General features: G+C 58.4%; 20 protein-coding genes. 12 read left to right on the top strand and 8 right to left on the bottom strand.

The window, feature by feature from the left end; genetic code table 11:
- Position 1 precedes the first annotated feature (1 nt).
- A complete protein-coding gene (gene sstT / locus H6A60_RS09770; RefSeq protein WP_205104074.1) occupies positions 2–1,219 on the top strand; it encodes a serine/threonine transporter SstT in 1,218 nt (405 codons plus the stop codon).
- 207 nt (positions 1,220–1,426) lie between these two features.
- On the top strand, positions 1,427–1,864 hold the full coding sequence (locus H6A60_RS09765) for a hypothetical protein (protein ID WP_205104053.1): 438 nt from the start codon (positions 1,427–1,429) through the stop codon (positions 1,862–1,864).
- Between the two features lie 135 nt (positions 1,865–1,999).
- Here H6A60_RS09765 and H6A60_RS09760 read toward each other — a convergent pair whose 3' ends face one another.
- The gene (locus tag H6A60_RS09760) at positions 2,000–3,052 is read right to left on the bottom strand and encodes an asparaginase (RefSeq protein WP_205104051.1); all 1,053 of its coding nucleotides are present in this window, start codon (positions 3,050–3,052) and stop codon (positions 2,000–2,002) included.
- Between the two features lie 183 nt (positions 3,053–3,235).
- Complete coding sequence (locus tag H6A60_RS09755; protein WP_205104049.1) at positions 3,236–5,803, bottom strand: RloB family protein; 2,568 nt, start codon at positions 5,801–5,803, stop codon at positions 3,236–3,238.
- 10 nt (positions 5,804–5,813) lie between these two features.
- Here H6A60_RS09755 and H6A60_RS09750 point away from each other — a divergent pair, with 10 nt between their 5' ends.
- The 3 genes from H6A60_RS09750 (at position 5,814) to H6A60_RS09740 (ending at position 7,732) form a co-directional block, all read left to right on the top strand.
- Entirely contained in the window at positions 5,814–6,182 is a 369-nt protein-coding gene (locus H6A60_RS09750) for a hypothetical protein (RefSeq protein WP_205104047.1), read from the top strand.
- 359 nt (positions 6,183–6,541) lie between these two features.
- Positions 6,542–7,087, top strand: a complete 546-nt coding sequence (locus tag H6A60_RS09745; protein WP_205104045.1) for a copper resistance protein NlpE — start codon at positions 6,542–6,544, stop codon at positions 7,085–7,087.
- Positions 7,088–7,297: 210 nt separating this feature from the next.
- Positions 7,298–7,732 (top strand): hypothetical protein, encoded by a 435-nt coding sequence (locus tag H6A60_RS09740; protein ID WP_338054860.1) that lies wholly within the window; start codon positions 7,298–7,300, stop codon positions 7,730–7,732.
- Positions 7,733–7,875: 143 nt separating this feature from the next.
- Here H6A60_RS09740 and leuD read toward each other — a convergent pair whose 3' ends face one another.
- The 4 genes from leuD to H6A60_RS09720 are packed head-to-tail and all read right to left on the bottom strand — an operon-like array spanning position 7,876 to position 11,795.
- The gene (gene leuD / locus H6A60_RS09735; RefSeq protein WP_205104043.1) at positions 7,876–8,538 is read right to left on the bottom strand and encodes a 3-isopropylmalate dehydratase small subunit; all 663 of its coding nucleotides are present in this window, start codon (positions 8,536–8,538) and stop codon (positions 7,876–7,878) included.
- Complete coding sequence (gene leuC, locus H6A60_RS09730) at positions 8,535–9,980, bottom strand: 3-isopropylmalate dehydratase large subunit (RefSeq protein WP_205104041.1); 1,446 nt, start codon at positions 9,978–9,980, stop codon at positions 8,535–8,537. Before leuC ends, leuD begins: the two co-directional genes overlap by 4 nt.
- Positions 9,973–11,172, bottom strand: a complete 1,200-nt coding sequence (locus tag H6A60_RS09725) for an alanine racemase (RefSeq protein ID WP_205104039.1) — start codon at positions 11,170–11,172, stop codon at positions 9,973–9,975. The genes leuC and H6A60_RS09725 overlap by 8 nt, the downstream gene beginning before the upstream one ends.
- Positions 11,173–11,228: 56 nt before the next feature.
- The gene (locus H6A60_RS09720) at positions 11,229–11,795 is read right to left on the bottom strand and encodes a flavodoxin (protein ID WP_205104037.1); all 567 of its coding nucleotides are present in this window, start codon (positions 11,793–11,795) and stop codon (positions 11,229–11,231) included.
- Between the two features lie 152 nt (positions 11,796–11,947).
- Between H6A60_RS09720 and H6A60_RS09715 the strand changes: the two genes are divergently transcribed.
- The 6 genes from H6A60_RS09715 (at position 11,948) to H6A60_RS09690 (ending at position 19,615) form a co-directional block, all read left to right on the top strand.
- Complete coding sequence (locus H6A60_RS09715; protein ID WP_205104035.1) at positions 11,948–12,454, top strand: hypothetical protein; 507 nt, start codon at positions 11,948–11,950, stop codon at positions 12,452–12,454.
- 636 nt (positions 12,455–13,090) lie between these two features.
- Positions 13,091–14,257, top strand: coding sequence for a porin (locus H6A60_RS09710; protein WP_205104033.1), 1,167 nt, complete (start codon positions 13,091–13,093; stop codon positions 14,255–14,257).
- A gap of 625 nt (positions 14,258–14,882) precedes the next feature.
- Positions 14,883–16,130: a porin gene (locus H6A60_RS09705; RefSeq protein ID WP_205104031.1), complete on the top strand. Its 1,248-nt coding sequence runs from the start codon at positions 14,883–14,885 to the stop codon at positions 16,128–16,130.
- A 355-nt stretch (positions 16,131–16,485) separates the two neighbouring features.
- Entirely contained in the window at positions 16,486–17,169 is a 684-nt protein-coding gene (locus H6A60_RS09700; RefSeq protein WP_205104029.1) for a LysE family transporter, read from the top strand.
- Positions 17,170–17,294: 125 nt separating this feature from the next.
- Complete coding sequence (locus H6A60_RS09695) at positions 17,295–18,299, top strand: helix-turn-helix transcriptional regulator (RefSeq protein ID WP_205104027.1); 1,005 nt, start codon at positions 17,295–17,297, stop codon at positions 18,297–18,299.
- A 293-nt stretch (positions 18,300–18,592) separates the two neighbouring features.
- Entirely contained in the window at positions 18,593–19,615 is a 1,023-nt protein-coding gene (locus H6A60_RS09690) for an aldo/keto reductase (protein WP_205104025.1), read from the top strand.
- Between the two features lie 363 nt (positions 19,616–19,978).
- On the opposite strand, the gene H6A60_RS13950 is transcribed toward H6A60_RS09690, so the two are convergent.
- On the bottom strand, positions 19,979–22,840 hold the full coding sequence (locus H6A60_RS13950; protein ID WP_205104022.1) for an autotransporter domain-containing protein: 2,862 nt from the start codon (positions 22,838–22,840) through the stop codon (positions 19,979–19,981).
- 69 nt (positions 22,841–22,909) lie between these two features.
- On the opposite strand from H6A60_RS13950, the gene H6A60_RS09680 reads away from it, so the two are divergent.
- Positions 22,910–23,518 (top strand): hypothetical protein, encoded by a 609-nt coding sequence (locus H6A60_RS09680; protein ID WP_205104016.1) that lies wholly within the window; start codon positions 22,910–22,912, stop codon positions 23,516–23,518.
- Between the two features lie 204 nt (positions 23,519–23,722).
- Here H6A60_RS09680 and H6A60_RS13945 read toward each other — a convergent pair whose 3' ends face one another.
- Positions 23,723–26,572 (bottom strand): autotransporter domain-containing protein, encoded by a 2,850-nt coding sequence (locus tag H6A60_RS13945; protein ID WP_205104014.1) that lies wholly within the window; start codon positions 26,570–26,572, stop codon positions 23,723–23,725.
- Positions 26,573–26,821 lie beyond the last annotated feature (249 nt).

The raw sequence follows: 26,821 nt of genomic DNA, 5'->3' as shown, positions 1-26,821 counted from the left end.
AATGGCGCGGCCCTTTCTGAAGGCGTCGCTCGTCAAGCAGATTCTCGTCGGCCTCATCCTCGGCGTGATCTTTGCTGCCGTTGCGCCGGAAGCGGCGCACTATGCGGGCTTTTTTGGCTCGATCTTCGTGACGGCCTTGAAGGGCGTCGCCCCGGTACTTGTCTTCGTGCTCGTCATGAGTTCGATCGCCAACAACCGCGTAGCGGACGGCGCCGTTGAAATCAAGCCCATCATCGCGCTTTACTGCATCTCGACCTTCGGCGCCGCCGTGATCGCCGTTGCGGCGAGCTTCATGTGGCCGACCGTCATTTCGCTTGCTACCCCTGAGGACGGCCTTTCGGCACCGGGCGACATCGGCGAAGTGCTCACGGGCCTCGTGCTCAACATCGTCGACAATCCCTTCCGCGCGATGTACAACGCCAACTACATCGGCATCCTCGCCTGGGCGATCGCGATGGGCATCATCTTCCGTCGTGCCCGTCAGGCAACGCGCGAAATGCTCGAAGACGCCGCGGAAGCCGTGCAGCTTATCGTGCACCTCGTGATCCGCTTTGCGCCGCTCGGGATCTTCGGCCTCGTCGCCGACACGTTCGCCTCCGAAGGCTTCTCCGCGCTCATGGGCTACATTCAGCTCCTTGCGGTTCTCCTTGGCGCCATGGCCTTCGTTGCGCTCGTTTGGAATCCGCTTCTCGTGTGGCTCTGCACGCGCGAAAATCCCTATCCGCTCGTTTTCATGGTGCTGCGCGAATCGGGCGTCGCCGCCTTCTTCACGCGCTCGTCGGCCGCCAACATTCCGGTCAACATGGAGATCTGCAATCGCCTCAACATGCCGAAGTCGACCTATTCGGTATCGATTCCGGTGGGCGCCACGGTGAACATGGCGGGCGCTGCCGTCACGATCACGGTGATCACGCTTTCGGCCGCGTATTCGCTCGGCATCGACGTGGGTCTCGGCACGGCGATCTTCCTTTGCTTTGTCGCTAGCGTGTGCGCTGCGGGCACCTCGGGCGTCCCGGGCGGCTCCCTCATGCTTATTCCGCTTGCCTGCGGTCTTTTCGGCATCGACCAGACGACCGCCATGCAGGTTGTTGCGGTGGGCTTCATCATCAGCGTCCTGCAGGACTCGACGGAAACGGCTTTGAACTCGTCCTCCGACGTGCTCTTCACGATCGCCGCCTGCCGCCGTGCGGAGCGTCTGAAGAAGCAGCGCGGCTTCTGATCGCGCAGTCGGACTAGAAGCGAATCGCTTCATAGCCGCGTCGCCCCGCAGTTTCAACCGACTGCGGGGCGATTTTCATTTCTCGCGCACGCCTGCTCTTAAGTTTGCGTTGAACTATGAGGCGTAACCTCTTTTGCAATCGGCCCGCGGGCCACACAGCCGCGCGTCCCCGACGAACATCAACGCCAAACAAGAGAAAAACACATCATGTCGATTCTGAAGACGCTCCTTCCGGCCATCGTTCTTTCCGTCGGTCTCGCTGCCGGCGCACAAGCCAATCCGTGGGTCTCGAACGGTTCGTCGAGCGGCGCGCAGACGCAGCAGGCCGCTTCACAAAAGGCCGAAAAGCCCAAGGCCCCGTACGTCGGTCACTATTCGGGGAAGCTCTACAGCCAGGGCAGCGAGGTGGTCGACGCCGAGCTCTCGCTCGACAACTACAAGTGCTTCGTCCTCTCCGTCATGAAGGACCAGGGACTTGAAACCGGATTTGTCGAAATGAAGGGCAAGGAGATCATTCTCAAGCACACGGACGGCAAGGCCTACCGCGTCTTCACGATGGTTGAAGACGGCAAGCTCGTTCTGAAGTCCGTCGACGGCAAGGACGTAAAGCAAACGGACGCCTGCTGCACGCTCGTGCGCGACTGATCCCATCTTCAGAGCCCGAATGTAAAGAAGGGCCCCGAACCGGCGAATGCCGCGGGTCCCTTGTCTTTTTCTGGCGGCCAGGGAAGGCGAAGCGACAAGCCCCGACTGCCCGACTTGTTCTCGACTCAACCGCTCTTAGTAGCGAGCAAATGCATCGGCCAAACGCTTGCGGCGTTCGCCGGCATCCGCATCCGCGTATTTGGCGAGCACGAGCTGCGCGAGCACGCGCGCCTTCTGCGGGTTGAGCGTCCCCGAAGGAACGAAGCCCGCGCGCTGCCACTCGTCAACGCCGGGCGTCACCGCACCCGAATAGGTGCGCGAAGCGCGCACGATGAGAACGCCTTCTTCCGCTGCCCGCACAAGCGCCTTCTCTGTTTCCTTGTGAATCGAGCCGTTACCCGTCCCCGCATGAACGATCGCGCCCGCACCGGCCGCAACGGCCGCGTCGACAAAGACGCCGTCGTCGTCCGCGTGCGAATAGACGATGTCGACGCGCGGCAGTTTCGTGAGCCCAGAAAGGTCGGCGAGCGAGAATTCGGTCGCCGTCGTATGCGGACGAACCGATGCACCGATGTAGAGAATCGCGTCGCCCGAGATCATGCCGATCATCCCGAGGTCGGGGCCGCGGAAGGTTGCAACATTCGTCGGGTGCATTTTGGTCGCGTCGCGCGCCGTCGCGATGACGTCGTTCAGCACCACGAGCACGCCTTTGCCGCGCGATTCGGTATCGGCCGCCACGCGCACGGCGTTGAGCAGATTCAGGGGACCGTCGGCCGAAATCGCGGTCGCAGGCCGCATCGCCCCGGTGATCACGACGGGCTTCTCGGTCTTCAGAACGAGGTTGAGGAACCAAGCCGTTTCTTCCATCGTGTCGGTGCCGTGCGTGACAACGATGCCGTCGACATCCTCGCGCGCTGCCGCAGCCTCAATGCCGCGCGCCAAGCGCATCCAGATTTCAGAGGTCATCGACATCGAGTCGATGTTCGCAATCTGTTCGGCTTCGAGCTCGGCCGTGCGCTTCAAGGCGGGCACGCCCGCAATGAGCGACTCGACGCTGAGCCCCTTGATGCGGTAGCCCGTGAGCTGCGTCGGGTCGTCGCCCGATGAAACGATGGTGCCGCCCGTCGCAAAGACGACGATTCTCGGCAGACGCCCGCAGGGGGCCGCGTGATCGATGTTCGCTGTCATAGTGAATAGATTTCCGTCGATGGATGGAGTGCCGAAGCGAGGCGCTCGTTGAGGCAGAGGCATCCTAGCATGCGGCCCGGTCGTTGCAAACGGCTTCCCGCGCCAAATTCACATCTTGGGCGCAGGGGCGAAAAAAGGGGAGTGCCGCACGGCGCCTCGCTCTTTTCCGCCGAAGGCCCAAACTCAGTCTTTGACCGACCAAAGCCTGCCAAAGAGAGCCGATATGGAGAAAAGGCTTTCGTTTTCGAGCGAACGCTGCGCTGCGGCCTGCGCCGCCGACACCCCGCCCGGTCTGCGATCGCCCAGCGTCGCAATGGCATTCGTGTACTGTCCGATGCCGGGCGACCGAAAGGATGCCAGCCGGTTCTCAAGCGCGCTGCGTGATATTTCCGAGCGAATGTAGACGAAGGACTCTCCGAATTCATCGAACATTTTGAACTTATTCACATTCAAATTCATTTCCGATGCAGATGCTGAAACATTTCTGTCGGATCTTTCGAGATATTCGACTCTTATCCTTTCAAATTCGTTTTTAACAAATGCCCGATATTCTTTCGAATCTAAAATTCGACTCAGCAAGAATTCATGAATTTCTCTTATATATACTTGAGTGAACTCAGGTGAAGGAACCCTGCAAATCATATCGTTGTCGAATTTATTCTTCACATAAAACGGTATAACTCGAATTCGATATGCCGGATCGATGGATTCGGCAAGCTTCTCGAGCGCTTCGACAAACCGAATGAATCGCTCGAGCGCCTTGGGCGCAGTCACTTCACCTGGCATGCGCATTACGCACCAGACTTCGTCGGGGCGTTTCTTCCGAATCGAAACCACCAATTCGGCAGGAATATCGAGCGGTTCCCTGTCGTCAACGATGGCGCTCTCGGCGGCGGGCAGCACAAGGTCGTCGGCAATGCGATTAGCGATGAGAAAGTGGGAATCCTTCAGAAGCTTCTTCCCCGCAGCGGCGATCATCCGCTGCAGCCGCTGAAGACTCTCGGGCACAATCACGAGCACCGAACCGATTTTCTTGAGCGCAGTCGTTCCGTCGGGCGCTATCGACTCAAACACCGTCGTCTGATCCGAGCGGGTTCGCTCGGGAAGGCGCTCGGCCGCGAGCAGACAGAAATCGGGGCGCAGCCGGCTTTGCGCCGCCGCTTCGCCGCTGATGCCGCCCGTATAGCTGCCGGCAAAGGACTCGTAGAGCACGACCTGATTCTTCGTCACGTTTGCAAAACAACGGCGGGCAGCCGTCCGAAGTTCCTCTTCGAGGAAATCCGTGTGCTTGGCTTTTACGCCCACCGTCGACGAATACCTTCTCGGATCCCTTAGGATGCGGCAGTCGATCTCCGCATCTTCGCCGGCGAAGGCTTTGTAGAAATGGAACGCCTTTTCAGCCTTTTGCGTCATAGCATCGCTCTTTGCTTCAAGAATGCCGACGGTGCTCGCGATACGTTCGACAAGACACTCGAGCGTTGACAGTACGGCCGGATCCATCTTATCTGTCGAAAAATTCGTAACGTCCTTCAATAATGAATGAATACAATTCAATTTGAGCTTCGATAAATCGACGGCGTCTTCACTTGTAAAATCTGAAGGATTCAATTTGTTTACTTCTTTTTTAATTTCAATACTGCATTCTTTTCGATCGATCGGTGTTTCGCTTGAAGGTTCGTCAAAGGGTTCGCTTAATTTTTCGACGAAGTCTTTCCGAACGGCATCCCATGCGTCGATATTGCGAGCAACTTCTCTTACCCAGGCTTCAAGTCCGGCCTTTTGGCCGCGGCGCACCTTCTCGGGCAATAGAAACTCGAGCGCAATCTGGCGCAGCCGATCTCGCCCGGCCGTCTTCGCCGTTTTCGGGAAGCGGTGCGAGATAAGATGAATGAGAAGCGCGGGCAGCCCGCTCCAAATGACATTGCCGAAGAGCGCAGGGCGCTCCGTATTCGCCATTTCAGCCGCGACGAGAAGCGCGACGGGGAGCCGATGCGCAAAATGTTCGGCGAGCGCCGTCCTGGTCTTTTGATAGCTCGCAGCCGTTTTGAGTTCCTTGAGCCAGTCTTCGGCTTTGAGCAGCCGAGAATGCGTTCGACACCTGCCGATCAACTCGATTCGCCAGCTGCCGCTCGGCTCGGCCGTGATGCGCACGCCCGTCTTGCTTTGCCGAATATTTCCCGTGATCCAAAGATCGGTGCGTTTCAAAAGCACCTCGGGAAAATGAAGCAGGAACCAGGTCTCAATGCAGATGAAAGAGGGAGCGGCATGAACGCCCGGGGTGCTCGCGACTGTCGTGAGCATGGCGTCGAAATCTTCGTGACCGTCTCGGTCGCAAACGATCCAGGCTTCGCCGCAGGCGCGGTTTCTTTCCGCTTCGACGAGTGCACGCTTGAGGAGCCGGCCGGGCGAGCCCGGCACATCGTCGTGCAGTCTTATGTTTTTCGTCGAAATACCGTACACGCGCAGGAAGTCGCGCAAATAGTTCGGCTCCGTCTGTGCGCCTTCGCAGAAAAGGTGAAGCTCGTGCGCTTGAAGCCGAGCGTCATTTGTGCTGCCAAGATCGTAGTATGCAGTCAGATTTACCGAACTCAGGCACGAAGCGGTGCCGCCAGATTCATGAATAAACCCCGGCATCATGAGGTTGCTCAAGCGGAGCGCGTCGGAATCGCGGCGCATCTTGAGCTTGAGGATTTCGGGATCGCGCCATACGTCGCCCGCACCGAGTATCCAATCGTTCTCGGGCGCGGACAACGCGTCGAAAGTGAAGGACGGCGTCGCGACGAGAGCAGCGGCTTTCGCTTTGCAGGGCGCTTTCCTGGTGTCCGGCTCAGGCTCAGGCCCCGGCCGCAGTCGCTCGGCGACGCGAGACGTGCCGAAGCGAAGCGTTGCACCGAAGCGGGCGCCGAGGCGTATCCGAGAATTCTCTTCGGCGCATTTCTCTCTCGACCGCTTGCGCGACTTTGACTTCGACTTCAAAAGAACGAAGGTGCGCGAGTTGGTCGAAGGCGCGTCAATAATAGCCTCAATTTGTTTACGGTATACGATGAACAACATGACGATTGAAGGTTTCGTATCGATGAATGATCCTTCAATTATTCGTCATTTCTTCTCGATCCGTGTCATTTTTTGATCCGATAGTGCCAAACTGCGTCGATCGTCTCGAAAAAACGACGTTTTCATGCGAAACACGGAGCTTTTGCGGGTACGCGGTTCCCAAAAGCATGAAAGGCGCCGATTGCTCGGCGCCTCCCACACGAAGAAGCTTCTGTCGCGCAAGGCAGAAGCCGCTTCATTTTGACCTCAAAGGGCATGCTACATTTTTTTCCAACTGTCATTACCCGTACTTCCACTTATATGCACAAGCAGTCGTGGTAAAAATTTCCATATACAACATATCCTGTATCAATCAACCGAATACCCCGTTCGGAAAATAAATCTTTCAATTCAAGATTCTTTAGGGAATCCCGATCGAACCAAAAGGAGTTTTCAATGGATGCACGACTTCACGGCGCATATGCGCCGAAACGCACGTTCGCCCGGATCCTTCGGCCGCGTCATACGAAAGCAGGGGCGCTCTTCACGGCGGCTGCCGCATCTCTTCTGCTTCTCTCGGGCTGCCAGACCGCCCAGTTTTCCGAAACGAAGACGCAAACGTCTCTTCGAGATGCCGCTTACGTGTCAACCCTCGAAACGAAAGCGCTTTCCGGCGTCTACGAGGGCGTCATACCGTGCGCAGACTGCTCGGGGATCCGCACGGCGCTTTACGTCCGAGCGATCGGAAGCTACACGCGCGTTTCGCACTACATGGGCACGAACGGCGCTTTTGAAGAGGGCGGACGCTGGCACGTTGACGATACGCGGCTCGACGGCCGGTTCAACGAAGCGGACGGCACCGTCGTCGTTTTCGAGCCGCTCTCGGCCAAGGACCACAAGTGGTATGGCCTGGTGTCGGGAAAGCAAATGAAGCTTCTCGACCGCGAGGGCAACGTTGTCGAAGGGGCGCTTGCCGACTTTTACGTGCTCGAAAAGAACTGAGAGCTTGGAGCGCGAACGCCGCATGCGGCCGAACGGCGCGCCGCGAACGCATTGAAGCGATTCTCAATCAAGCAAAAGCATCCCGAACGACGGCACCGCTGCGTAAGATTCGCGGAAGTTCGCATGCCTATAATGGTTTCGATTGATACGCTTCAACCGAACGTTTGTTCGGTCGGCTCGAACCCAATATCGCAGAAAAGAGAACACATCGTGAAGAAACTTGCCCTTGTCGCCGCCTCGTCGGCCGTGCTTCTTCTGTCGGCCTGTGCGGGCACCGCGCCGACGGTTGCCGAACCCGAGATGCCCGCGCCCGTGCAAACGGCAAACGTTCTTCTCGTGCGATCGCTCGTGCTGCCGATCGATCCGTCGATCAAGCTCGAACAGGCTTTTGCCGAATTCGGCGCCTGCCGTCCCGGTACGCAGGAATGGGCGGAGACCGATGCGGGCAACGTGCAGTTCAGCTGCTCGTACGACGACGGCACGATCATTCAGTTCGACTTCACGGTGGCGGGCGATAAGTCGGTGAAGCTGCGCCAGTTCACGTTCACCGCCATGAACGACGCGGAATTCGCGGGCGTGAGCCTGCGCGGTCCGGATGCGGAAGACGCCTTGAAGAACGTCTACCGCAATCAGCCGCTCTTCTGAGCGCGCTCTCCGCACGGGCACCGCAAGACCGCCTGCCGCTCGCACGCCGAGCGAAAACGGCGCCGCTCTCCTCGAGTTGGCGCCGTTTGCTTTTCCGTTTGCTTTTGGTCGGTTGCCCGATCAAGCGATCGGGCGGCCGTCCGCTATGTCTGTTGCGCGCGTTGAGCGTCCCGCAGCCGCCGACGTTTTCCGGGCAGCCCCGCCATCCACGGATAGGCCGCTTCGTGCCGCGCTCTAAAGGCTTGAATCGCCGCGGCGTCCGCCAAAGTCGCTTCGAGCATATCGAGGCCCCGAAGGAGCATCGTGCGGTGCCGTTCGCCGATTTCGAAGTGCCAGCTCCGTCCGTCGGGCGACTTGATCGACTGCGCTTCAACCGAAATGGAAAGACGTATGGGGGTTTGGTCCGAGAGACAGGCGAAGATCTCTTCAGAGGCCTTCGGCGACACCTTCGCAGCGAGCAGCCCGTTATTGAAAGCGTTCGAATAGAAGATCTCGCCGAAGCTCGGCGCAATGACGGCACGAATGCCGTACTGCAGAAGTCCCCAGACGGCATGCTCTCGACTCGAGCCGCAGCCGAAGTTGGGGCCGCCGCAAAGGATCTGCGTCGCCTCGAATCCCGGACGATTGAGTACGAAGGTCTCGTTCTTCGCCCCCGCTGCGTCAAAACGCAAGTTGTAGAGCAGCCCCGCCGCAAGTCCCGACTTGTCGACGCCGCGCAGAAACTGCTTGGGCATCAGCTGATCGGTGTCGAGGTTGTCGGCCGGAATCGGCGCCGCAACGGCAGTGAGTTCGGTCAAAGCTTTCATTGCTGAGCTCCTTCAAGTGCCGAAACCGGCGCCAAATGCCCCAATACGCCGCTCGCCGCAGCCGTTTCGGGACTCACAAGATGCGTTCTCGCACCGCGCCCCTGTCGCCCTTCGAAGTTGCGGTTCGTGGTGGACGCACAGCGTTCGTAAGCGCCAAGCACGTCGTCGTTCATCGCGAGGCAAAGCGAGCAGCCGGATTTTCGCCACTCGAAACCCGCGTCCTTGAAGATCCTGTCCAGCCCGAGCGCTTCGGCTTCGCGACGAACGCGCATGGAGCCGGGCACCACCATGCCGCGCACGCCGGGCGCAAGGTGCCGGCCCTCGAGGACTGCCGCAGCATTTTTGAGGTCTCCCAAGCGCGCATTCGTGCAGGAGCCGATGAAAACAAAGTCGATCGGGTAATCCGCGAGCTTCTTGCCGGGCTCGAGCCCCTGATAGGCGAGCGCCCGTTCGGCTGCAGTCCGATCGACGGCGTCGGCAAAAGAGGCGGGCGAGGGGATCGGCTCGTCCAATGCAATCGTCTGATCCGGACTCGTGCCCCACGTAGCGGACGGGCGTACGTCCGAAGCGTCGAAGTCGACCGTGCGGTCGTAGTGCGCGTCCGGGTCGGCGTGCAGCGTGCGCCAGAATCGAACGGCCGCTTCGCGCTCGCCGCCCGTGAGTTCCGGCGCGTGCGCGAGCACCCAATCGATCGTCTTCTCGTCGGGCGCAATAATTGCGCCGCGTGCGCCGGCTTCAACGGTGAGGTTGCAAAGCGTCATGCGGCCTTCGATCGAAAGCGCGTCCACGGCTTCGCCTTCGTACTCGACCACCGCGCCGAGCGCACCGCGCGCGGAGATCTTCGCGAGCAGCGAAAGAACCAGGTCCTTGGCGGTCGCCTCTTTGGGAAGCTCTCCGCCGATGCGGATACGCATCGTCTTGGCGAGACGATAGACGAGCGTTTGCGTGGCAAGTATGTGTTCGATCTCGGAAGTTCCGACCCCGAAGCCCAGGGCTCCGAGCGCTCCGTGGGTTGTCGTGTGGCTGTCGCCGCAGATCACGACCATCCCCGGGCGCACAAGCCCCTGTTCGGCCATCACCACGTGCTCAATTCCTTGGTCGGGGTCGTTCGCGCCGTAGAAAGCATCGATGCCGAAACGCCTGCAGTTGGCTTCGAGCGTCTCGGCCTGCTTAAGCGAAGCCGCGTCGAGAATGCGCCGCGGCATCTCGTCCTTGGTCGGAATGATGTGGTCGACGACGCAAAGGTGCGCGTCGGGCACCGCGACGGGAAGACCGCGCTCGACCAAGCCTGCAAACGCCTGGGGCGACGTGTATTCGTTCGCGAAATGCACGTCGCAGTAGAGCAGTACGGTCGCTTCGTCAACGGCCTTCACCGTGTGCGCGTCGACGATCTTGCGGTAGAGCGTACGAGGCGCTCGGACACATGCGTCTCTTTCACTCATCATCGGCCTCGTCGCTCGAAACATCCCAGCCGCGCACGTGGAAAAGCTCTTCCTTGACGCGCCCCTCCTTGTCGAGCAGGAGCATCGTGCGATAGGGCGCTGCGGTCGGGCAGGCGTGGTTCGGCAGCACCCGCACGCGCATGCCGATCGGGAAATCTTCGGCCTTCAAGGGTTCGCCCGTCATTGCTTCAAGAATGCCGTGCTCCTGGTTCGTGCCCTTCATGATGACGCGGCCGCCCTCGATCGGCTTGCCGTTGACGTCGCAGACAAGCCCGAAGCCGTAGTCGGTCGGCTGCCGCTGCGTGCTGCGGTCGCGCGACATCGCGAGGAAACCGGCATCCACAATCACCTGGCCCTTGGCTTTCTGGTGACCGATCACGGTGGCGAGAACCGAACCCGCAATGCGGTCAATCGGCGCGACGCCGAGGTTTGCCATAAAGAGGTCGAAGAATGCGTAGACACCCGCGCGGATTTCGGTGACGCCCGTTTCGTCTTCTGCAAAGGCCATCGTCGGGGTGGAACCGACGGAGACAATCGGCACCTCGAAGCCCGCCCGACGCAGCATCTCGGCCGCCGCCACAATGCCGTCGCGCTCGCAGCGTGCGGCTTCGCGAATCGACTCGATAGAGCCGCAGTCGTAACTCCCGCCCGCGTGCGTCAGAACGCCCGCAAGGCGAGCACCGTTTTTGAGCGCTTTCGCGACCTCGACAATGTCGGGGTTTTCAGGCGTGAGTCCCGAGCGGTGACCGTCCACATCGATTTCAATCAAGGCGGGAATCGTTTCTCCCGTGCGCAGGCAATAGTCGGATACAAGCTTTGCGGCTTCCACGCTGTCGAGCAGAATCTTGAGGTCGCACCCGGCGCGGCGGATTTCGGAGACGATGCGAAGCTTCTGCGGCGCAATGCCGACCGCATAGATCATGTCTTTGACGCCGTGCACCGCGAAGTAGCGCGCTTCTGCGAGGGTCGACACAGTCGCCGGGCCTTCGGGCGAAACCATCTGTCGCTCGGCAATCGTCCAGGACTTGTGCGTCTTGAGGTGCGGGCGCAGCGTCACGCCGAGCGCGCGGCAGCGCGTCTTCGCGAACTCGAGATTCGCCTCGAGCTTCTCGTCGTCGATGACGAAGGCCGGGGTTTCAATGCGTTCGTCGTTGAGATCGAGCCCAACGAGCTCGTGCTTGTTCTTCATCATGGCGGTGCTCCTTCTTGTGGTCGGTTATACGGTCGGTGATTGTGGAAATTTAAGCCTTATCGGTCTTCTCGGCTGCCGGCGTCGAAGGCGTTGAGCCAATGTTCGAGCGGCTCACCGGGGTGCTCGACGTTCGAGCCGATCATCGCAAACCCGGGCTTCACGTCCGCTTCGGGCGCTGCCTTCAGTACTTCTCGTTCGCTCTGGTTGATGCCGCCGCCCTCGTGCGTCGTAAAGGGCCAGACGGCAATCGCACCGAACTTGACGGTCTCGAGGAAGGTCATCACGACGCGCGGCATCTTGCCGCACCACATCGGGTAGCCGAGGAAAAGCACGTCGTACTTCGAGGCGTCGGGTACGGGCAGAACGATCCCGGGGCGCGCATCCGCGTCGGTTTCCGCTTCGGCGCGCTTCGTCGTCTCTTCATACTTGACGCTGTAAGGATCGCTCGCCTTGATTTCGTAGCGATCGACGCGATGTCCGCGCGATTCAAGTTTGTTGGCGATCGTCTCGGCAAGACGCTTCGTGTTGCCGACCTCGATGTAGCGCACGCCGCCCGACACCCAGTTTTCGCCGGCATGCGAAAAGTAGGCGACGAGTACGCGCGGGGTAGCTGCTTCAGACATAAATTCGGTCCTTCTCTTGGTATCGATCCGTCATGAGGCGGTTCTTGTTATTCACTGGCTCAAGCATCGTACCGCGAGAGCCGTACTTCGAGTGAATTCAAGGGCGCACGTCCCTATAATGGCGGCCGCCTCTCAATGCTGATTTACACACCATGCAGTTCGACTACGAAACCGTCTTTGCCGCCGTCGTCTTTGCAGGCGCGAATCTCTACCTGGGTTTCCAGCTTCTGCGTCTTTTCTGGCCGCTCAAGATGGTGCGGTTCTCGAAGAAAGACGCCATCTCGCCCGAAATGGCCGAAGGTCTCAAGACGCTCGCCGAAACCGATAAACGGGTCCGCCAGGCAGTGCCGATTGGGAAAACGATCGCCATTCTGCACCGAGGCGAGCTCTCCGAAAGCGAAATGCGCTTTCGCAAATTCTGGTTCCGCAGCTGGTTCTATACGATTGCTTCGCTTCTTTTCTTCTACACGCAGCCTTCGATCTTCGGCACCGGCGCAGACGCCGGCACCTTTTCGATCGCCATCATGCTGACCGAGTCGCTCTGCGCATACGCCCAGGCGCTTCTCGTGCAGTCGGTCGCGGACTTCCGCCGCCATCTCATCGACCGCCACCTCAAGGAAGCGGCACGCCTCACGGCAGCAAATAACGCTCAGAAGTAAACGTCGGGGGCACGAAGACCGTATAGAGGAGGGCGCGCAAAAACGCGCTTTCCATTGCACACACGCCGCTCAAATGACCAACAAAGCGAACGAATCCGCGCGGATTCGCTCGCTTTTTTTCGCCGCCTCGTGCCATTTAGGGACGAAGAGAACAAGGAATAGGGCGGGGAAACCCCAATAGAGCCAATTAATCAAAACACATTCCCAATTGGCACACGCTACCAAGAACCCCTTCCAAAGCACCGAAAGCGGTCAAAAAGGCAGCCTTTCTGGCAAATTGCCGATCGCTCGGCGCTCGAACTTCGGAAACTGTTGCGTTTACGCACTTTGTACTTACCGAAAAATCAACGAGTTGGAAGCTATTGCTCAACCCCATATCGTTTACCGAGAGAATTCTCGTTAACCCGAACATCTATCTTATTGATTTTTAAAGGAATAGCCAAATGGATTAACGTTATCCCGTACTCTAGTGGAGCAGTTAATACGTATTGTTAGCGACGAATTGCACGGAACGCAGAAAAAGTTCTAAGAAAAGCGATTCCCTGATCGTTGCCGACATCGTGCACATGTCGGCATCCGATCTCCGAAACACACGCTGCGGCTCTCGCCGCACCAATTGCGATTACAGGTTCTCAAATGAAAAAGACCCTTGCTGCTCTTGCTGTTCTCAGCACCTTCGCCGGCGCCGCTTTCGCTGCCGACGTCACCCTTTACGGTCAGGTTGACCTCGGCCTGCGCTACACGCACGCCGACGGCGACCAGGCGCACAAGGACGCCGTCAACACGCTCGAAATGGCCTCGGGCAACTACTCGAGCTCGCGCTTCGGCCTCAAGGGCACGGAAGACCTCGGCAACGGCCTTAAGGTGGGCTTTGTGCTCGAAAACGGCCTCAACGCCGATGACGGCTCCTTCAACGTCGACGGCAAGCTCTTCGACCGCGAAGCCATTCTCCGCGTGATGGGCAGCTTCGGTGAACTCGGTTTCGGCCGCACGTCGATTCTTCTCAACGATGCCAACACCTACGGCATCGGCGGCTACTTCTCCGCGCTCGGCACGGGCTGGGGCGAAGTCGGCGGTCAGAACGGCGTCTGGGGTGCAGGCTACGCTTCGCGTCTTGACAACATGATCACGTACGTCACGCCCGATTTCGCCGGCGTGAAGGTCTACGCGCAGTACTCCTTCGGCGCCAACACCTACAAGGACGACGACAAGCTCAACCACGTCGAAGGCAAGTCGTCCGCCGATCGCTACTACGGCCTTGGCATGACGTATGACGTCGGCCAGCTCAGCCTCGCTGCCGTTGTCGACAGCATGAACCGCAGCACGGCTCACGCCGCGGGCGCCAAGAAGGACTTCAAGGATGCCCTCCGCGTCGTCGTCGGCGGCTCCTACGACTTCGGCGCCGTCAAACCCTATCTCTCCGCCGCCTACATCAAGGATGCCGCCGTGGGCGACATCGCCGGCATGATGGCCGAAAACAAGAGCCTCGAGAAGGTCGGCTCCAACTACTTTGACGGCTACGGCGTTGTCGCCGGCGCCAAGGTCCCGGCTTTCGGCGGCAATTTCTACGGCAATGTCGGCTACCTCGATGCCGAAGCGGACCGCAATGCCAACGGCAAGCTCGTCGAAGAAATCGAACTCACGCGCTGGTTCGCCGGCCTCGGCTACGAATACAGCCTCTCGAAGCGCACCACTGTCTACGCCGACCTCGGCTACGCCCGCGACAGCTGGGAACAGAAGCGCGCGATCGATGCCGATCCGTCGATGTTCCAGGCCGCTCTTGGCATGATGCACAAGTTCTGATAGCTGCCGTTGCCGGAGAACAACAATCTGCAAGCTCGGTTGATCGGCGCTTTCAATGCTAGCGGGAAGCAAAGATCACGAAGAAAAGGGAAGTAGCTAGCCCTGCCTCTTCAGACCGACATACGCTGAATCCGTTCTCCTGCGGCCCAACCGGTCATGCGAGCCCTTCCGACTCTCGGGAGGGCTTTTTTTCTTTCTTGCCCCGGATGAAGTAGGGGGCGCATGATGCGAAAAAGCAACAACTTTTCACGCATTCCGTGGTTTCCCGAGGAGAGGTACTGTTTCAAGATGTATCGCTCGTTTACAGTTCAAAATTTAACGAGCTTCTCTGCTGTCATTGTCTGAATGAGTAAGGAACAAGAGCGAGGTCAACTGTTTTTGCCAACAGCAAAAGGAAAAAATAACCACTAATAGGCATACCGATTATCAATATGTGTTTGGGTTTTCCCGCGGTTCGAGTTTCCTGCCGCCCCTTATCTTTTCAACTGAATTGCAACGAGCGGAGAAATTGCCCTTTCGACAATCGTGCAATTCCTCCGCGTTTTCGGCGGCGTGCACAGTCGAAAACAAATTGTTTTTCCGCCGCGACCCAAGCAGCCGCGGCAACTTGATCAGAGGATCAAAAATGAAGAAGACTCTTGCTGCTCTTGCTGTTCTCAGCGCTTTTGCCGGTTCCGCCATCGCTGCGGACGTTACGCTCTACGGCCGTATCGATATGGGCCTGAGCTATACGAATCAGGACGCTGACGTTGCTCATGAAGACGACGTCAACTCCTTTGAAATGAGCTCCGGTACCTACACGGGCAACCGTTTCGGCCTGAAGGGCACGGAAGAACTCGGTAACGGCGCCAAGGTTGGTTTCGTTCTTGAAAACGGCTTCAACGGCGACGACGGCACGCTCAACTCCGACGGTTCCATCTTCGACCGTGAAGCTACGCTCAAGGTCATCACGAACTACGGCGAAATCGGCCTCGGCCGCGTCGGCATCCTCGCCCTTGATGCGGGCTCCTACGGTATCGGCGGCGGCTTCACGCCGTTCGGTACGGGCTGGGGCGACGTCGGCAACCAGCACCTCCTCTGGGGTGCCGGCTACTCGAGCCGCTTCAGCAACATGCTGACCCTTGCCACGCCTGAAATGGCCGGCTTCAAGGTCTATGCCCAGTACTCCTTCGGCGACGGCTCCGGCGACGAAAACAAGTCCAGCTCGAACCGCTACTACGGCATCGGCGCCACCTACAACAACGGCGGCCTGAGCCTTGCTGCGGTTGTGGACAGCATCAACAAGAAGAGCAACCCCGAACTCGAAGTCGACGGGAAGGATATGGCCATCCCGGGCGTGGACGTCAAGGACACGGTTCGCGTCATCATCGGCGGTTCCTATGACTTCGGCTTCGTGAAGCCCTACCTGTCCGCTGCTTACTTCAAGGACGGCAACATCAGCACGCTCGGCGACATCTACGACCGCGATGTTAATTCTGGTCTCCATAACAGTGCGGTTCCCGATGGTACAGGCAAGATCAATGTCGCCGATGCCATGTCCTTCATGTACTTTGATGGCTACGCCATCGCTCTCGGTGCGGACGTGCCCGCCTTCGGCGGCAAGTTCCACGGCATGGTCGGCTATCTCGATGCCGACTCCGATCGCAGTGCGATGGGTGATCACAACGATGTCTTCAACGAATTCGGCACCATCGACTTCACGCGCTGGATGGTTGGCGTCGGTTACGACTACAACCTCTCGAAGCGTACGGTTGTTTACGCCGGCGGCGGCTACATGAAGGACAGCTGGGAATTCTCCGGCAATGCTGACGCCTTTAAGGACAACGATCCGTCGATGTTCCAGTTCAACATCGGTATGGCTCACTACTTCTAATTGCTGAAGTAGAGTCGGCCGACAATATCGGCCCGACATCGGTGGATCCGATCTTTCGATGCTAGCGGGAAGTGAGGATCGCGAAGTTGCAAGGAATTAGCTACTCCGAGGACTTCACCCGATTGATAGGTTGATATCCGGTTGGACCAAATTCGAAGAGCCTTTCCTCGGGCGAGGGAAGGCTCTTTTCTTTTCCTCGTTTTCACGAGGAATGCAGCCACTTGAGACTTACGTCTTAGAGCGCTTCATTTGCCGCAATTTGCTGCGCCCAATCGAATTGCCGCTCATTGCCCGTACTTTTGCCTCGGGCATAAGATCGATGGGTTTCGTCGTTTAACTTCGGAAGATCATTGTCATGTCAGCACTTTTCGCCACCATCGCCGTTGTGCATCTGCTTGCGCTCATGTCGCCTGGCCCGGACTTTCTTTTCGTCACCCGCACGGCCGTGAGCCAGTCGAGAAGCAGGGCGATGCTCGGCGTTCTCGGCATTACGGCGGGCGTCGTCTTCTGGGCGGGACTTTCGATTTTGGGCCTGCAGGTCATCTTCCATACCGTGCCGTGGCTGCAAAGCTTCATCACGGTCGCGGGCGGCCTTTACCTCATTTGGATGGGCTATCAGCTCCTTAAAAGCGGCCTCTCGACCCCGGCGCAGACGTCGGGTGCCTCAGCCGAAAAAGGCGCAGCCGGCCAGGAAGAAGCGAAGGGCGTAAAGACCATGCGTCACCCGTTCCTTTTCGGTCTTCTCACGAACCTCGCCAACCCCAAAGTCGTCATTTACTTTGCGAGCATCTTCTCGGGCCTCGTCACGCCCGACACGAGCGATGTTGTTCGCACAACGATCTTTGCGATGGTGATTCTTGAAACCTTCCTATGGTTCGGTGTCGTCGCGCTCATCTTTGGTCTTGAGCCCCTTCGCCGCGGCTACCGCCGTCTCTGCCGCTGGATCGACGGACTTGCTGGCGTACTTTTTGTCGGGTTTGGCATTGGCCTTATCTGGTCGGTCGTAAAGCGCTTCGGGACGGAAACCGTCGCGAACTGATCGCTTGACATTCTTCTGATCGGCTCGCGCCGGCACGATCGCCGCCTCGCATGGATTTTCTGCAGTTTTCACGTATCTCTTCGCCTTGAGCTCCGTAAAATGAAAAGGTTTTCACGGAGTCCGAGATGCCCATCGTTGAATCTGCAATGCGTGAAGCCTTTGTCGTCATCGCAATCCTTAAGCGCATTCCCCGAAACCGCTGGATTTCCACGCCCGAGCTCGCAGCGAGCCTTGAGGAGGCCGGAATCGAGATTTCAACGCGTCGGCTGCAGCGGCTTCTCAAGAATATCTGCGAATGGGACGAACTTTGCGTCGAGTGTGATATGCGCTCGAAGCCCTACGGCTATAAGCAGCGCCTGCCGACGCTCGACTTGGCGGCAACGCACTTGCGCCCGCAGGAGAGCCTTTTGCTTCGCCTCTCAGAAGAGCATTTGCGCTATCAGTTGCCCGCGCCTCTCATGCGTTCGCTTTCGCCCCTTTTTGAAACAGCCCGAACGACGCTGAAAGAAAGCGGCTCGACGACCCGCATGAATGCGTGGCTTAAAAAGGTCGCTTTTGTCTCGGGAGCGGTTCCAATGCTGCCGCCCAAGATCCTGCCCCGCATCTTTGACGCCGTAAGCGAAGGCCTTTACCGTGAATCGAAGCTTGAGATCGAATATGTGAACTCGATCGGTCAGAAGACGGTCGGCATCGTTTCGCCGCTTGGCCTCGTGCAGCAGGATCAGCGTCTTTATCTTGTCTGCCAGTTCGACGGATACGACAACATCCGCCACCTTGCGCTTCACCGCATGTTGACTGCGCATGTGCTCGACTTCCCTGCCGTGCGCCCGAAGGACTTCACGCTCGACAAGTACGTCGCCGAACGACACTTCAACTACAGCAACGGCCGCAAAATCCATCTCACGCTCGAATTCACGAACATGACGACGGCGAAAAACATGGCCGAAACGCCGTTCAACAAGACGCAAACCCTCAAGCAGCTTCCTGACGGTGCTTGGCGGCTCGAAGCCGATCTTGATGACACCGTCATGCTCGACGGCTGGATCGCTGCCTGGAAGGACGCCGCCGGCATCCGCAAAGTCGAGAAAACGCCTGTCGACGACAACCTTGAAGCTGAGGAAACAGAATAGGGCGTTCAATCGCGGGCATTGAGAAGAGAGGAGAGGACGCACGGTCTCCTTCCCTTTTTTAACGGGCATCGCTCAAAGCCGTTGTTTCCGCCCAGAATCGCTCGCAGCGCGGTCGCTTCGACCGTGCCCGTTTCTTTTCTCTTTTTGCCTGATCCTGCCCTATCGCTCTGCAATAGGGCGCGGCGGGATTTTTCACTCGTAGAATCCTTGCAAGCAGCCGAAGCGAATCCGCGTTGTCTTTGCCTGTACGTATTCGTTCTGCTTGTCCGCATTTGCATCAAGGACTCAACATCATGCAAAAGAGAAAGCTCCGCGATCTTGAAGTCACGCCCGTCGGCATGGGCTGCATGGGCTTTTCGCACGGCTACGGTGCGACACCCGAGCGCAGCTATACCATTGAAGCCATCCGCGCCGCCGCCGACTTTGGCTGCACGTTCTTCGACACGGCAGAAGTGTACGGCCGAGAAATGTTCTATCTCGGCCACAACGAAGAGATGGTTGGCGAAGCGCTTGAACCGTTCCGCAAAAATGTCGTGCTCGCGACAAAGTTCTTCCTTCCCGACGACGAAGTGGCCGCCTCGAACGACGTCGAGAAGGTGATCCGCACGCATCTCAGCGCGTCGCTCAAGCGCCTGCGCACGGACTACGTCGACCTTTACTATCTGCATCGCATCAACGAAAACATTCCTGTTGAAGATGTGGCTGGTGCAATCGGCCGGCTGATCGAGGAGGGTGTTGTTCGCGGCTGGGGGCTCTCACAGGTTTCGCTCGAATTGCTTGAACGGGCACACAACGTTACGCCGGTTACTGCCGTGCAGAGCATCTATTCGATGATTGAGCGCGATCTTGAGAAGGAAATCATCCCGTTCTGCGAAGCCAACAACATCGGCGTTGTGCCTTTTTCGCCGATCGCGAGCGGCTTCTTGTCGGGCAAGGTCACAACCGAGACGAAGTTCGAGGGCGATGATGTGCGCAAATTCGTCCCGCAGCTCTCGAAGGAAAACCTCGTCGCGAACAAGCCGATTCTTGACATGATCGGCGGCTTTGCCGAAGCCAAGCATGCTACGAACGCCCAGATTTCGCTCGCGTGGATGCTCAAGAAGTATCCGCACGTCGTGCCGATCCCGGGGTCGAAGAATCGCGAGCGAATTCTCGAAAACCTCGGTGCTTGGAACGTCGAACTCACGGACGAAGAATTCGCCGAGCTAGAAAAGGCGCTCGCTGCCTGCACGATATACGGGCACCGCGGGAACTTAGAAACCGCGCAGAACACTTTCAGCAAGCATTGGCTCAAGGCCCGCGAAGCGAAGGCCTGATCGAGAAGCGCACGCAAGCGCGCAATGCATCAATAGCGGCTGACGGCGTTCGACGAACGCTTTGCAGCCGCTTCTGGTTGCGTTGAATCGAACGGCAATTTGTCGTCTTTTTATACGAACCTTAGTGTCATCGGACAATGAAGGAAAAATGGCCGTTCGTTTTGCCGAATTCCAAACATTCAACATAACGACTATTATGTTGAGTTATTTTTAAGGCTTTTTTACCCGATTTTCCAGTTGCTATTCTGTTTCCGGCAACAATTGAAGTTCGTACGGAATTGCGCGGACTGGAAGCGCTGCATGCAGCACTTCCATACGCAACCCACGCTACCGTTCGTTGTCACAAGGGTCAGCTTCGTTTCGTCAGAATTTCCAATCAAGCCGCATGTTGCCCCAAGCGCCGTGACTGCCGTCACCGAAGTCCGCTCCAAGACCGAGACTCGTTGAGAAGCGCTCGTTCACAAAGCCCGTAAAGGACACCGCAGCAGTCCCCGTATCGCGCGATCCGCTCTCCGCAAGCGAATCGAATTTCGTATCGCGCCAATCCTCGAAGGCCGCACGCGTCCTTCCGTAGTCATCCATAAACTCGTGATTCCACCAGAGCGAAGCCGCCGCGCGGGTCTTCATTGCGCCGACCGGCAGCGTCGCCTCGAGTCGAACGCCGAGCGAAGAACGCAGCGAATCGTAGGTCTCTTCTTCCACGTGCAGGGCCGCACCGTGATCGGATGATTCCGTGACGTCCGGCCGATGCGAGAAGCTGTAATCAAGGTAAAGGACGGGGCCGAACGCAATGTTTTCGCTGAGCTTGAAGGCTTGTCCCAGGCCCGCAGCAAGGCTCATGCCCCACGCCGTCCAGTCGGCTTCGGCTCTGTCGGCGTAGCCTTCAAAGCGAACGTTGCGCGTCATATCCGCATTCTCGACGCTCCCCTGCCAGTAACCGAAACCGTAGAGCCCCGGTACGGCAGCGAAGTCGTAGCGCCCGTGCACGCCGAGAAAGAACGTTTCGGATTCGGTTTCGCTGCCGTTGCTCGCACGGAACTTGTCTTTTCGTGTGAGAACGGCCGTGTGTCCGCCGAAAGTGAGCTTACCGCTGCCGACTAACGATGCTTTTTCGACACCCGCAGCGAGCCCCGCATAACGGGAGCGATAGCCCTCGGCACTGCGGCTCGCGTAGCCGCCGAGCGGAATCACAAAGGTCCGCCCGTCGCCGTCCGCAAGTGAAGCCCCCTCCTCGGCGTCGATCAAGCCCGACGTTCTCGAAAGAAGTGCCGTCGTCACGGTACGCTGCGCGGCCACCGCCGCAGCACCCGAACGACCGTAAAGATCCGGCGAAAGTCGCTCAAAAGCCCCCCTCAACGTACTGCCGTCGGGGTTGGAAAAGTCGAGTGCGGCAACCAAGTCCCGCATCTCGCCCGAAGCCGCACCGGCGTGTTTTTCGAATGCAGCGGCAACACCCTCGCCCGCTTTCGTTGCGGCATGCGTGAGGTAAGCACCCGATTGGCGTTCAATTGCAAAGGCAACTTCCCCGTTTTCGCCAACGGTTGCGCCGCCCGAAAGAACGGGCGAGAGCGTCGAAAGATCGACCGCCTCAACCGCCGGCAGCGCAAGATCGGTATCGATCATGTCCTTGAGTGAAAACGACACCGTGCCCGCCGAGTAGTAATCCCTCGCAGGTGCAATCACGAGCTTGCCGTCGAGCTTTTCGCCCTTCAAAGTCGAAAAGCCTGCGGCGTTTTCTTTAAGTAGCAGCTTGTCGGTTTTTCCCTGTGAATCGAATTCCATCCGAAGAATGCCCGAAGCGGACTGCTCGAAGCTGCCTCGAATCGTTATTGAACCGATCCCTTCGCCTCCGGGGGAAAGCGTGCCTTCGTTGAGAAAAACGCCGCCAACGGATTCATTTGCGTTGTTCTCGAGCGCCGTGACAGTGAAGTCACCGTTGCCTGCAAGCGTCGCGCCCTCCTTCACCGTTACGGACAGAACGGACGCGTCGCCTTCGTAGAGAAGCGTTCCGCCCTCGACACTCATCTCAATAGATGCAGGCAACAGCGCTTTGCTTTCCGATGAGGTCGACCCGTGAATATTGCCGTTGTAATAAAGCGAGAACGAACTGTCGGCGGTTTCCAGTGCCGTGCCGTCTTCTCCTGCAGCGAGTCCGAACCGAAGATCCGTTACAAGTTCCGAGAGAGGCGTTTCGCCCGTTGAGAGTTTCGAAAGCGTCGGATCCCAAAGAGAAACGATATCGCCGACAAGCCGCGCACCGTTAAGCACGTTGATTTGACGAACGAGGGCATTGTCGTCGATGAAAATCGCCGCGCGCCCGCCAGCAAGCGTGCCTGAAAGATCGTAGCGATCTACAAGTGCTCCGTTTAGAGCGACGGCTGCAGAATCATACAAATACCCAAACGAGGTGTACAAGAACGAACCTCGTTCTTCATTGGCGTTCCCGCATACGTTGTCGCCGAACGAGAACATGGCCGCAACACCTTGGTCGCCCATCGCTGCGACCGTGCCTTGCTGAACGATCGAATGGTGCGTGCCGTAGGTGACGGCAAAGCCGTAGCCTTCCGTACCATCGGAACGAATCGTGGTGGACGCGGGAATTCTCAGCGTGTTGCCGAAGCCGTCCACACGAACGCCTATGGCATAACTGCCTTCACTCAGTATGTCGGCAGCCTGCGTGACGTCGTTGTAGCTGCCGTAAATATGCAGACCTATCCCCCAAGGGTTCGTATTGGCAACACCCTCGAGCCAGCCGGTGCCGCTTTCGTTGCGTGCATAAAAGGGCGTCGTATTTACAACCACATTGGGGTTGCCCGCCTCGCCCGACGCATAGACGGAGTGACCGAACCAGTCCTTGCGGTCGATCTTCAATCCCACGTCCTGCATAACAGCAAGCTCCGCCTCCATCAGCGTCGTCCAATTGCGCCAATTTTGGTGACTGAGCAAACCGTTTTGAAGTTCGATGTGGCTTAGCTCGACAGCAGCATCTGTATACACATTCCCGTTTTCGTCATACAAATAGAGATTTTCGAAACCGAGGACGGGTACGCCCGGAACGAATTTGTCGCTGGCATCGGGAAACTTGATCAGCGCCCCGTCGAGCACCTCTTCTACGTGCTCCCCCGTGAAGTAGACGCCCGCGTAGGATTCGCCGATCATCCCCGGAAAATCGCTGCCTTCGTAATAGCCGCCGAGATCGAAGAAGCCTTCGCTTGTCCCGTTCACTCCAACCGGGATGTTCGGTCTTGCGGATTCTCCCTCAATATCCCGCAAACCGGCTTCCCAAGGCGACAAGTGGCTGCCGAATGCGTTGTCGCCCTCGGAATGACCCAGCATAATGCCCAATGTGTGCGCGAATTCATGCGCAAGGGCAGCGCTAAAATGCGCGTACTCCCCGTTTTGAGGAAGCGTGTGCATGGAACCGAAATACAACGATGCTTCGGTTTCGTCGCTATTTGCATAAATTCGGATCAGAGCCGTTCCTTTGCCGCTTCCACGGTTCTGCGACAAATAGGCGTTGAGCGGCAGGTTATCCAAGTCGGGAATGCCGATCACATCGCCTGTCGCATTGAAAATGGGGGAATCCGTCGCAATCACGTAGATCTCGGCAGGCGCACTATTCGCAAGGCCGCCTTCAAGCATTCGGCCCCAGTAGGACAGAGCGGTTTGAATGGCGCCGAGTTCTTTGTCGGTCAAGGCTCTCGCTTCATAATTTTCCGGCAGCAGCTCTCCGGCTTCACCTGCATCGAGAATACTGAGCTCGACGAAGGGGTGCCCATTCGGCGCATCCACCGCAACGCTTTGGAAAGCCTGTGCGACTTCGGACGCAAGCAGCGTTACCGCTCCGAAAGAAAGTACTGCGCTGGAAAGCTCCTTGCTTCGAGAAAACCGTCTGTGCTTTGAGCGAGGCATTGAAAACCCTTTTGTTATGTCACGACCGCATGCCGCCACTTCGCCAGATCTGCAGTCTTGCGTCTTTTTAGCATCAATTTGCCACCCAAGGGAGCAGCAGGGAAAAAAAATGTCCCCGAACCCGATCATGTCGGCAAGCGCCGCAGATCGGGGTCGAAGACAACCGGCCTGGATGCCGGGAACGATTGCGGTTCTTCAGAACTTCCAGTCGAGCCGCACGTTGCCCCAAGCGCCGTGACTGCCGTCACCGAAGTCCGCTCCAAGACCGAGACTCGTTGAGAAGCGCTCGTTCACAAAGCCCGTAAAGGACACCGCTGCCGTTCCCGTATCGCGCGATCCGCTCTCCGCAAGCGAATCGAATTTCGTATCGCGCCAATCCTTGAAGGCCGCACGCGTCCTTCCGTAGTCATCCATAAACTCGTGATTCCACCAGAGCGAAGCCGCCGCGCGGGTCTTCATTGCGCCGACCGGCAGCGTCGCCTCGAGTCGAATGCCGAGCGAAGAACGCAGCGAATCGTAGGTCTCTTCTTCCACGTGCAGGGCCGCACCGTGATCGGACGATTCCGTGACGTCCGGCCGATGCGAGAAGCTGTAATCAAGGTAAAAGACGGGGCCGAACGCAATGTTTTCGCTGAGCTTGAAGGCTTGCCCCAGGCCCGCAGCAAGGCTCATGCCCCACGCCGTCCAGTCGGCTTCGGCTCTGTCGGCGTAGCCTTCAAAGCGAACGTTGCGCGTCATATCCGCATTCTCGACGCTCCCCTGCCAATAGCCGAAGCCGTATAGACCGGGCACGACTGCGAAGTCGTACCGCCCGTGAACGCCGAGGAAGAACGCTTCGCTCTCGGCCTCGCTGCCGTTGCTCGCCCGGAACTTGTCTTTGCGCGTGAGAACGGCCGTGTGTCCGCCGAACGTGAGCCGGCCGCTCTCAAAGTCCGCCGCTTTCTCGACGCCCGCAACGAGTCCCGCATACCGAGAACGGTAGCCTTCGGCACTGCGGCTTGCGTAACCGCCGAGCGGCACCGCAAAGGCCCGTCCGTCCTCAGCGGAAAGCGCCGCCCCCTCCTCGGCACCGAGGAGCCCCGACGCACGCGAAAGAAGCGCCGTCGACACCGTGCGCTGCGCGGCCACCGCCGCGGCTCCCGCCCGGCCGTACAAATCAGGCGCAAGCGCCTCAAAGGCTTCGCTCATGGTGCTGCCGTCGGGACTGGAAAAGTCGAGTGCGGCAACCAGGTCCTGCATGGCGCCGGACGCCTCGCCCGCATGCTTTTCGAACGCGGCAGCAACGCCTGCGCCCTTCTTCGTTGCGGCGTTTGCCAGGTACGCACCCGATTTACGATCGATCGTAAAAGCGACTTCGCCGTTGTCGCTCACTGTTGCGCCGCCCGTGAGAACGGGCGAAAGCGTCGAGAGATCGGCCGTTTCTACTTGAGAAATACCGATGTCGGCGCCCACGAGCATGTCCTCGATCGAGAAGGAAATCGTTCCGGCCGCATAAAAATCTTTCGTAGGCGCAACGACGAGCCTGCCGCCGAGCTCTTCGGCATTTCCATTGGCTCGCGCTGCAGCAAAGAGACTGAAGCTGTCTGCAAGCACGAGTTTATCGGTATTGCCCTTCGAATCGAACTCCATGCGAAGCACGCCGGAATCCGATTGCTCGAAAGCTCCCCGAATCGTCATCGTTCCGATGCCGTCGATCCCAGGCGAAATCGTCCCTTCGTTGAGGAAAAAGCCCCCGACGACTTCCTGCGTTCCCTCGCCCGCATCCTTTTCAAGCGCCGTGACAGTGAAGTCCCCGTTGCCGGCAAGCGTTGCGCTCTCCTTCACCGTTACGGACAGAACGGACGCATCGCCCTCGTAGAAAAGCGTTCCGCCCACGACGCTCATCTCAATGGTTGCAGGTAACAGCGCTTTGCTTTCCGAGGTCGACCCGTGAATATTGCCGTTGTAATAAAGCGAGAACGAACTGTCGGCGGTTTCCAGTGCCGTGCCGTCTTCTCCTGCAGCGAGTCCGAACCGAAGATCCGTTACAAGTTCCGAGAGAGGCGTCTCGCCCGTTCCGAGATACGGATACGTCGGATCCCAAAGGGAAACGATGTCGCCGACAAGCCGCGCACCGTTGAGCACGTTGATTTGACGAACGAGGGCATTGTCGTCGATGAAAATCGCCGCGCGCCCGCCCGCAAGCGTGCCCGAGAGGTCGTAGCGATCCACAAGCGCGCCGTCCAACCCGATCGCTGCCGGGTCATAAGGGATCAAATACTCCGTATACCAATATGAACCTCGCTCCGCCGTGATATTCGAGAGCAGGTTGTCGCCGAAAGAAAACATGGCAGCAACGCCCTTCTCGCCCAAGGCGGCGACCGTGCCCTGCTGAACGATCGAATGGTGCGTGCCGTAGGTGACGGCAAAGCCGTAACCCTCCGTACCATCGGAACGAATCGTGGTGGACGCGGGAATTCTCAGCGTATTGCCGAAGCCGTCCACACGAACGCCTATGGCATAACTGCCTTCACTCAGTATGTCGGCCGCCTGCGTGACGTCGTTGTAGCTGCCGTAAATATGCAGACCTATCCCCCAGGGATTTGTATTGGCAACACCCTCGAGCCAGCCGGTGCCGCTTTCGTTGCGTGCATAAAAGGGCGTCGTATTCACAACCACATTGGGGTCGCCCGCCTCGCCCGACGCATAGACGGAGTGACCGAACCAGTCCTTGCGGTCGATCTTCAACCCCAAGTCCTGCAGGACGGCTATCTCCGCCTCCATCAGCGTCGCCCAGTTGCGCCAACTTTGGTGACTGAGCAACCCGTTTTGAAGTTCGATGTGAACCAATTCCGCGTACACGTAGTACTTGCCCTCGGTTCCCGAACTATCGTCCGGGAACCAGCCGTTGCCGAGACCCATAACAGGTATGCCGGGAACCCATACGTCTGTCGCGTCCGGGAACTTTATTTTCACCCCGTCAAGCAGCTCTTCGACATGCTCGCCCGTAAAATAGACACCGCCATACGGATCGCCCCAAGGCTGCCCCGTGTCCGGATCCTCCACGTAGTTGCCGAGATCGAATAGCCGTACTGAATGAATTATCTATATATACCCAAATATGCCTAAATATCTGAGCATATAAAGCCAACTCGTTCTTCCCCGATCTTCGGATCGCAGTTAGACGAAGATTTCTCTCCGACCAGAGCTGCATCCATCACCGTGCTCCGTTCTTGACGTCCGCGGGATTGCTTCCCGCGGGTTTGGGAACGGCACTGACCACCTCTATCCCCTTGCAGGGAAACGGGGCTGACG

The sequence above is a fragment of the Sutterella massiliensis genome (assembly GCF_016899755.1).
GTDB classification, from domain to species: domain Bacteria; phylum Pseudomonadota; class Gammaproteobacteria; order Burkholderiales; family Burkholderiaceae_F; genus Sutterella; species Sutterella massiliensis.
Note: the sequence above shows the minus strand (reverse complement) of the source record. Positions and strands in the feature narration are given on the sequence as shown.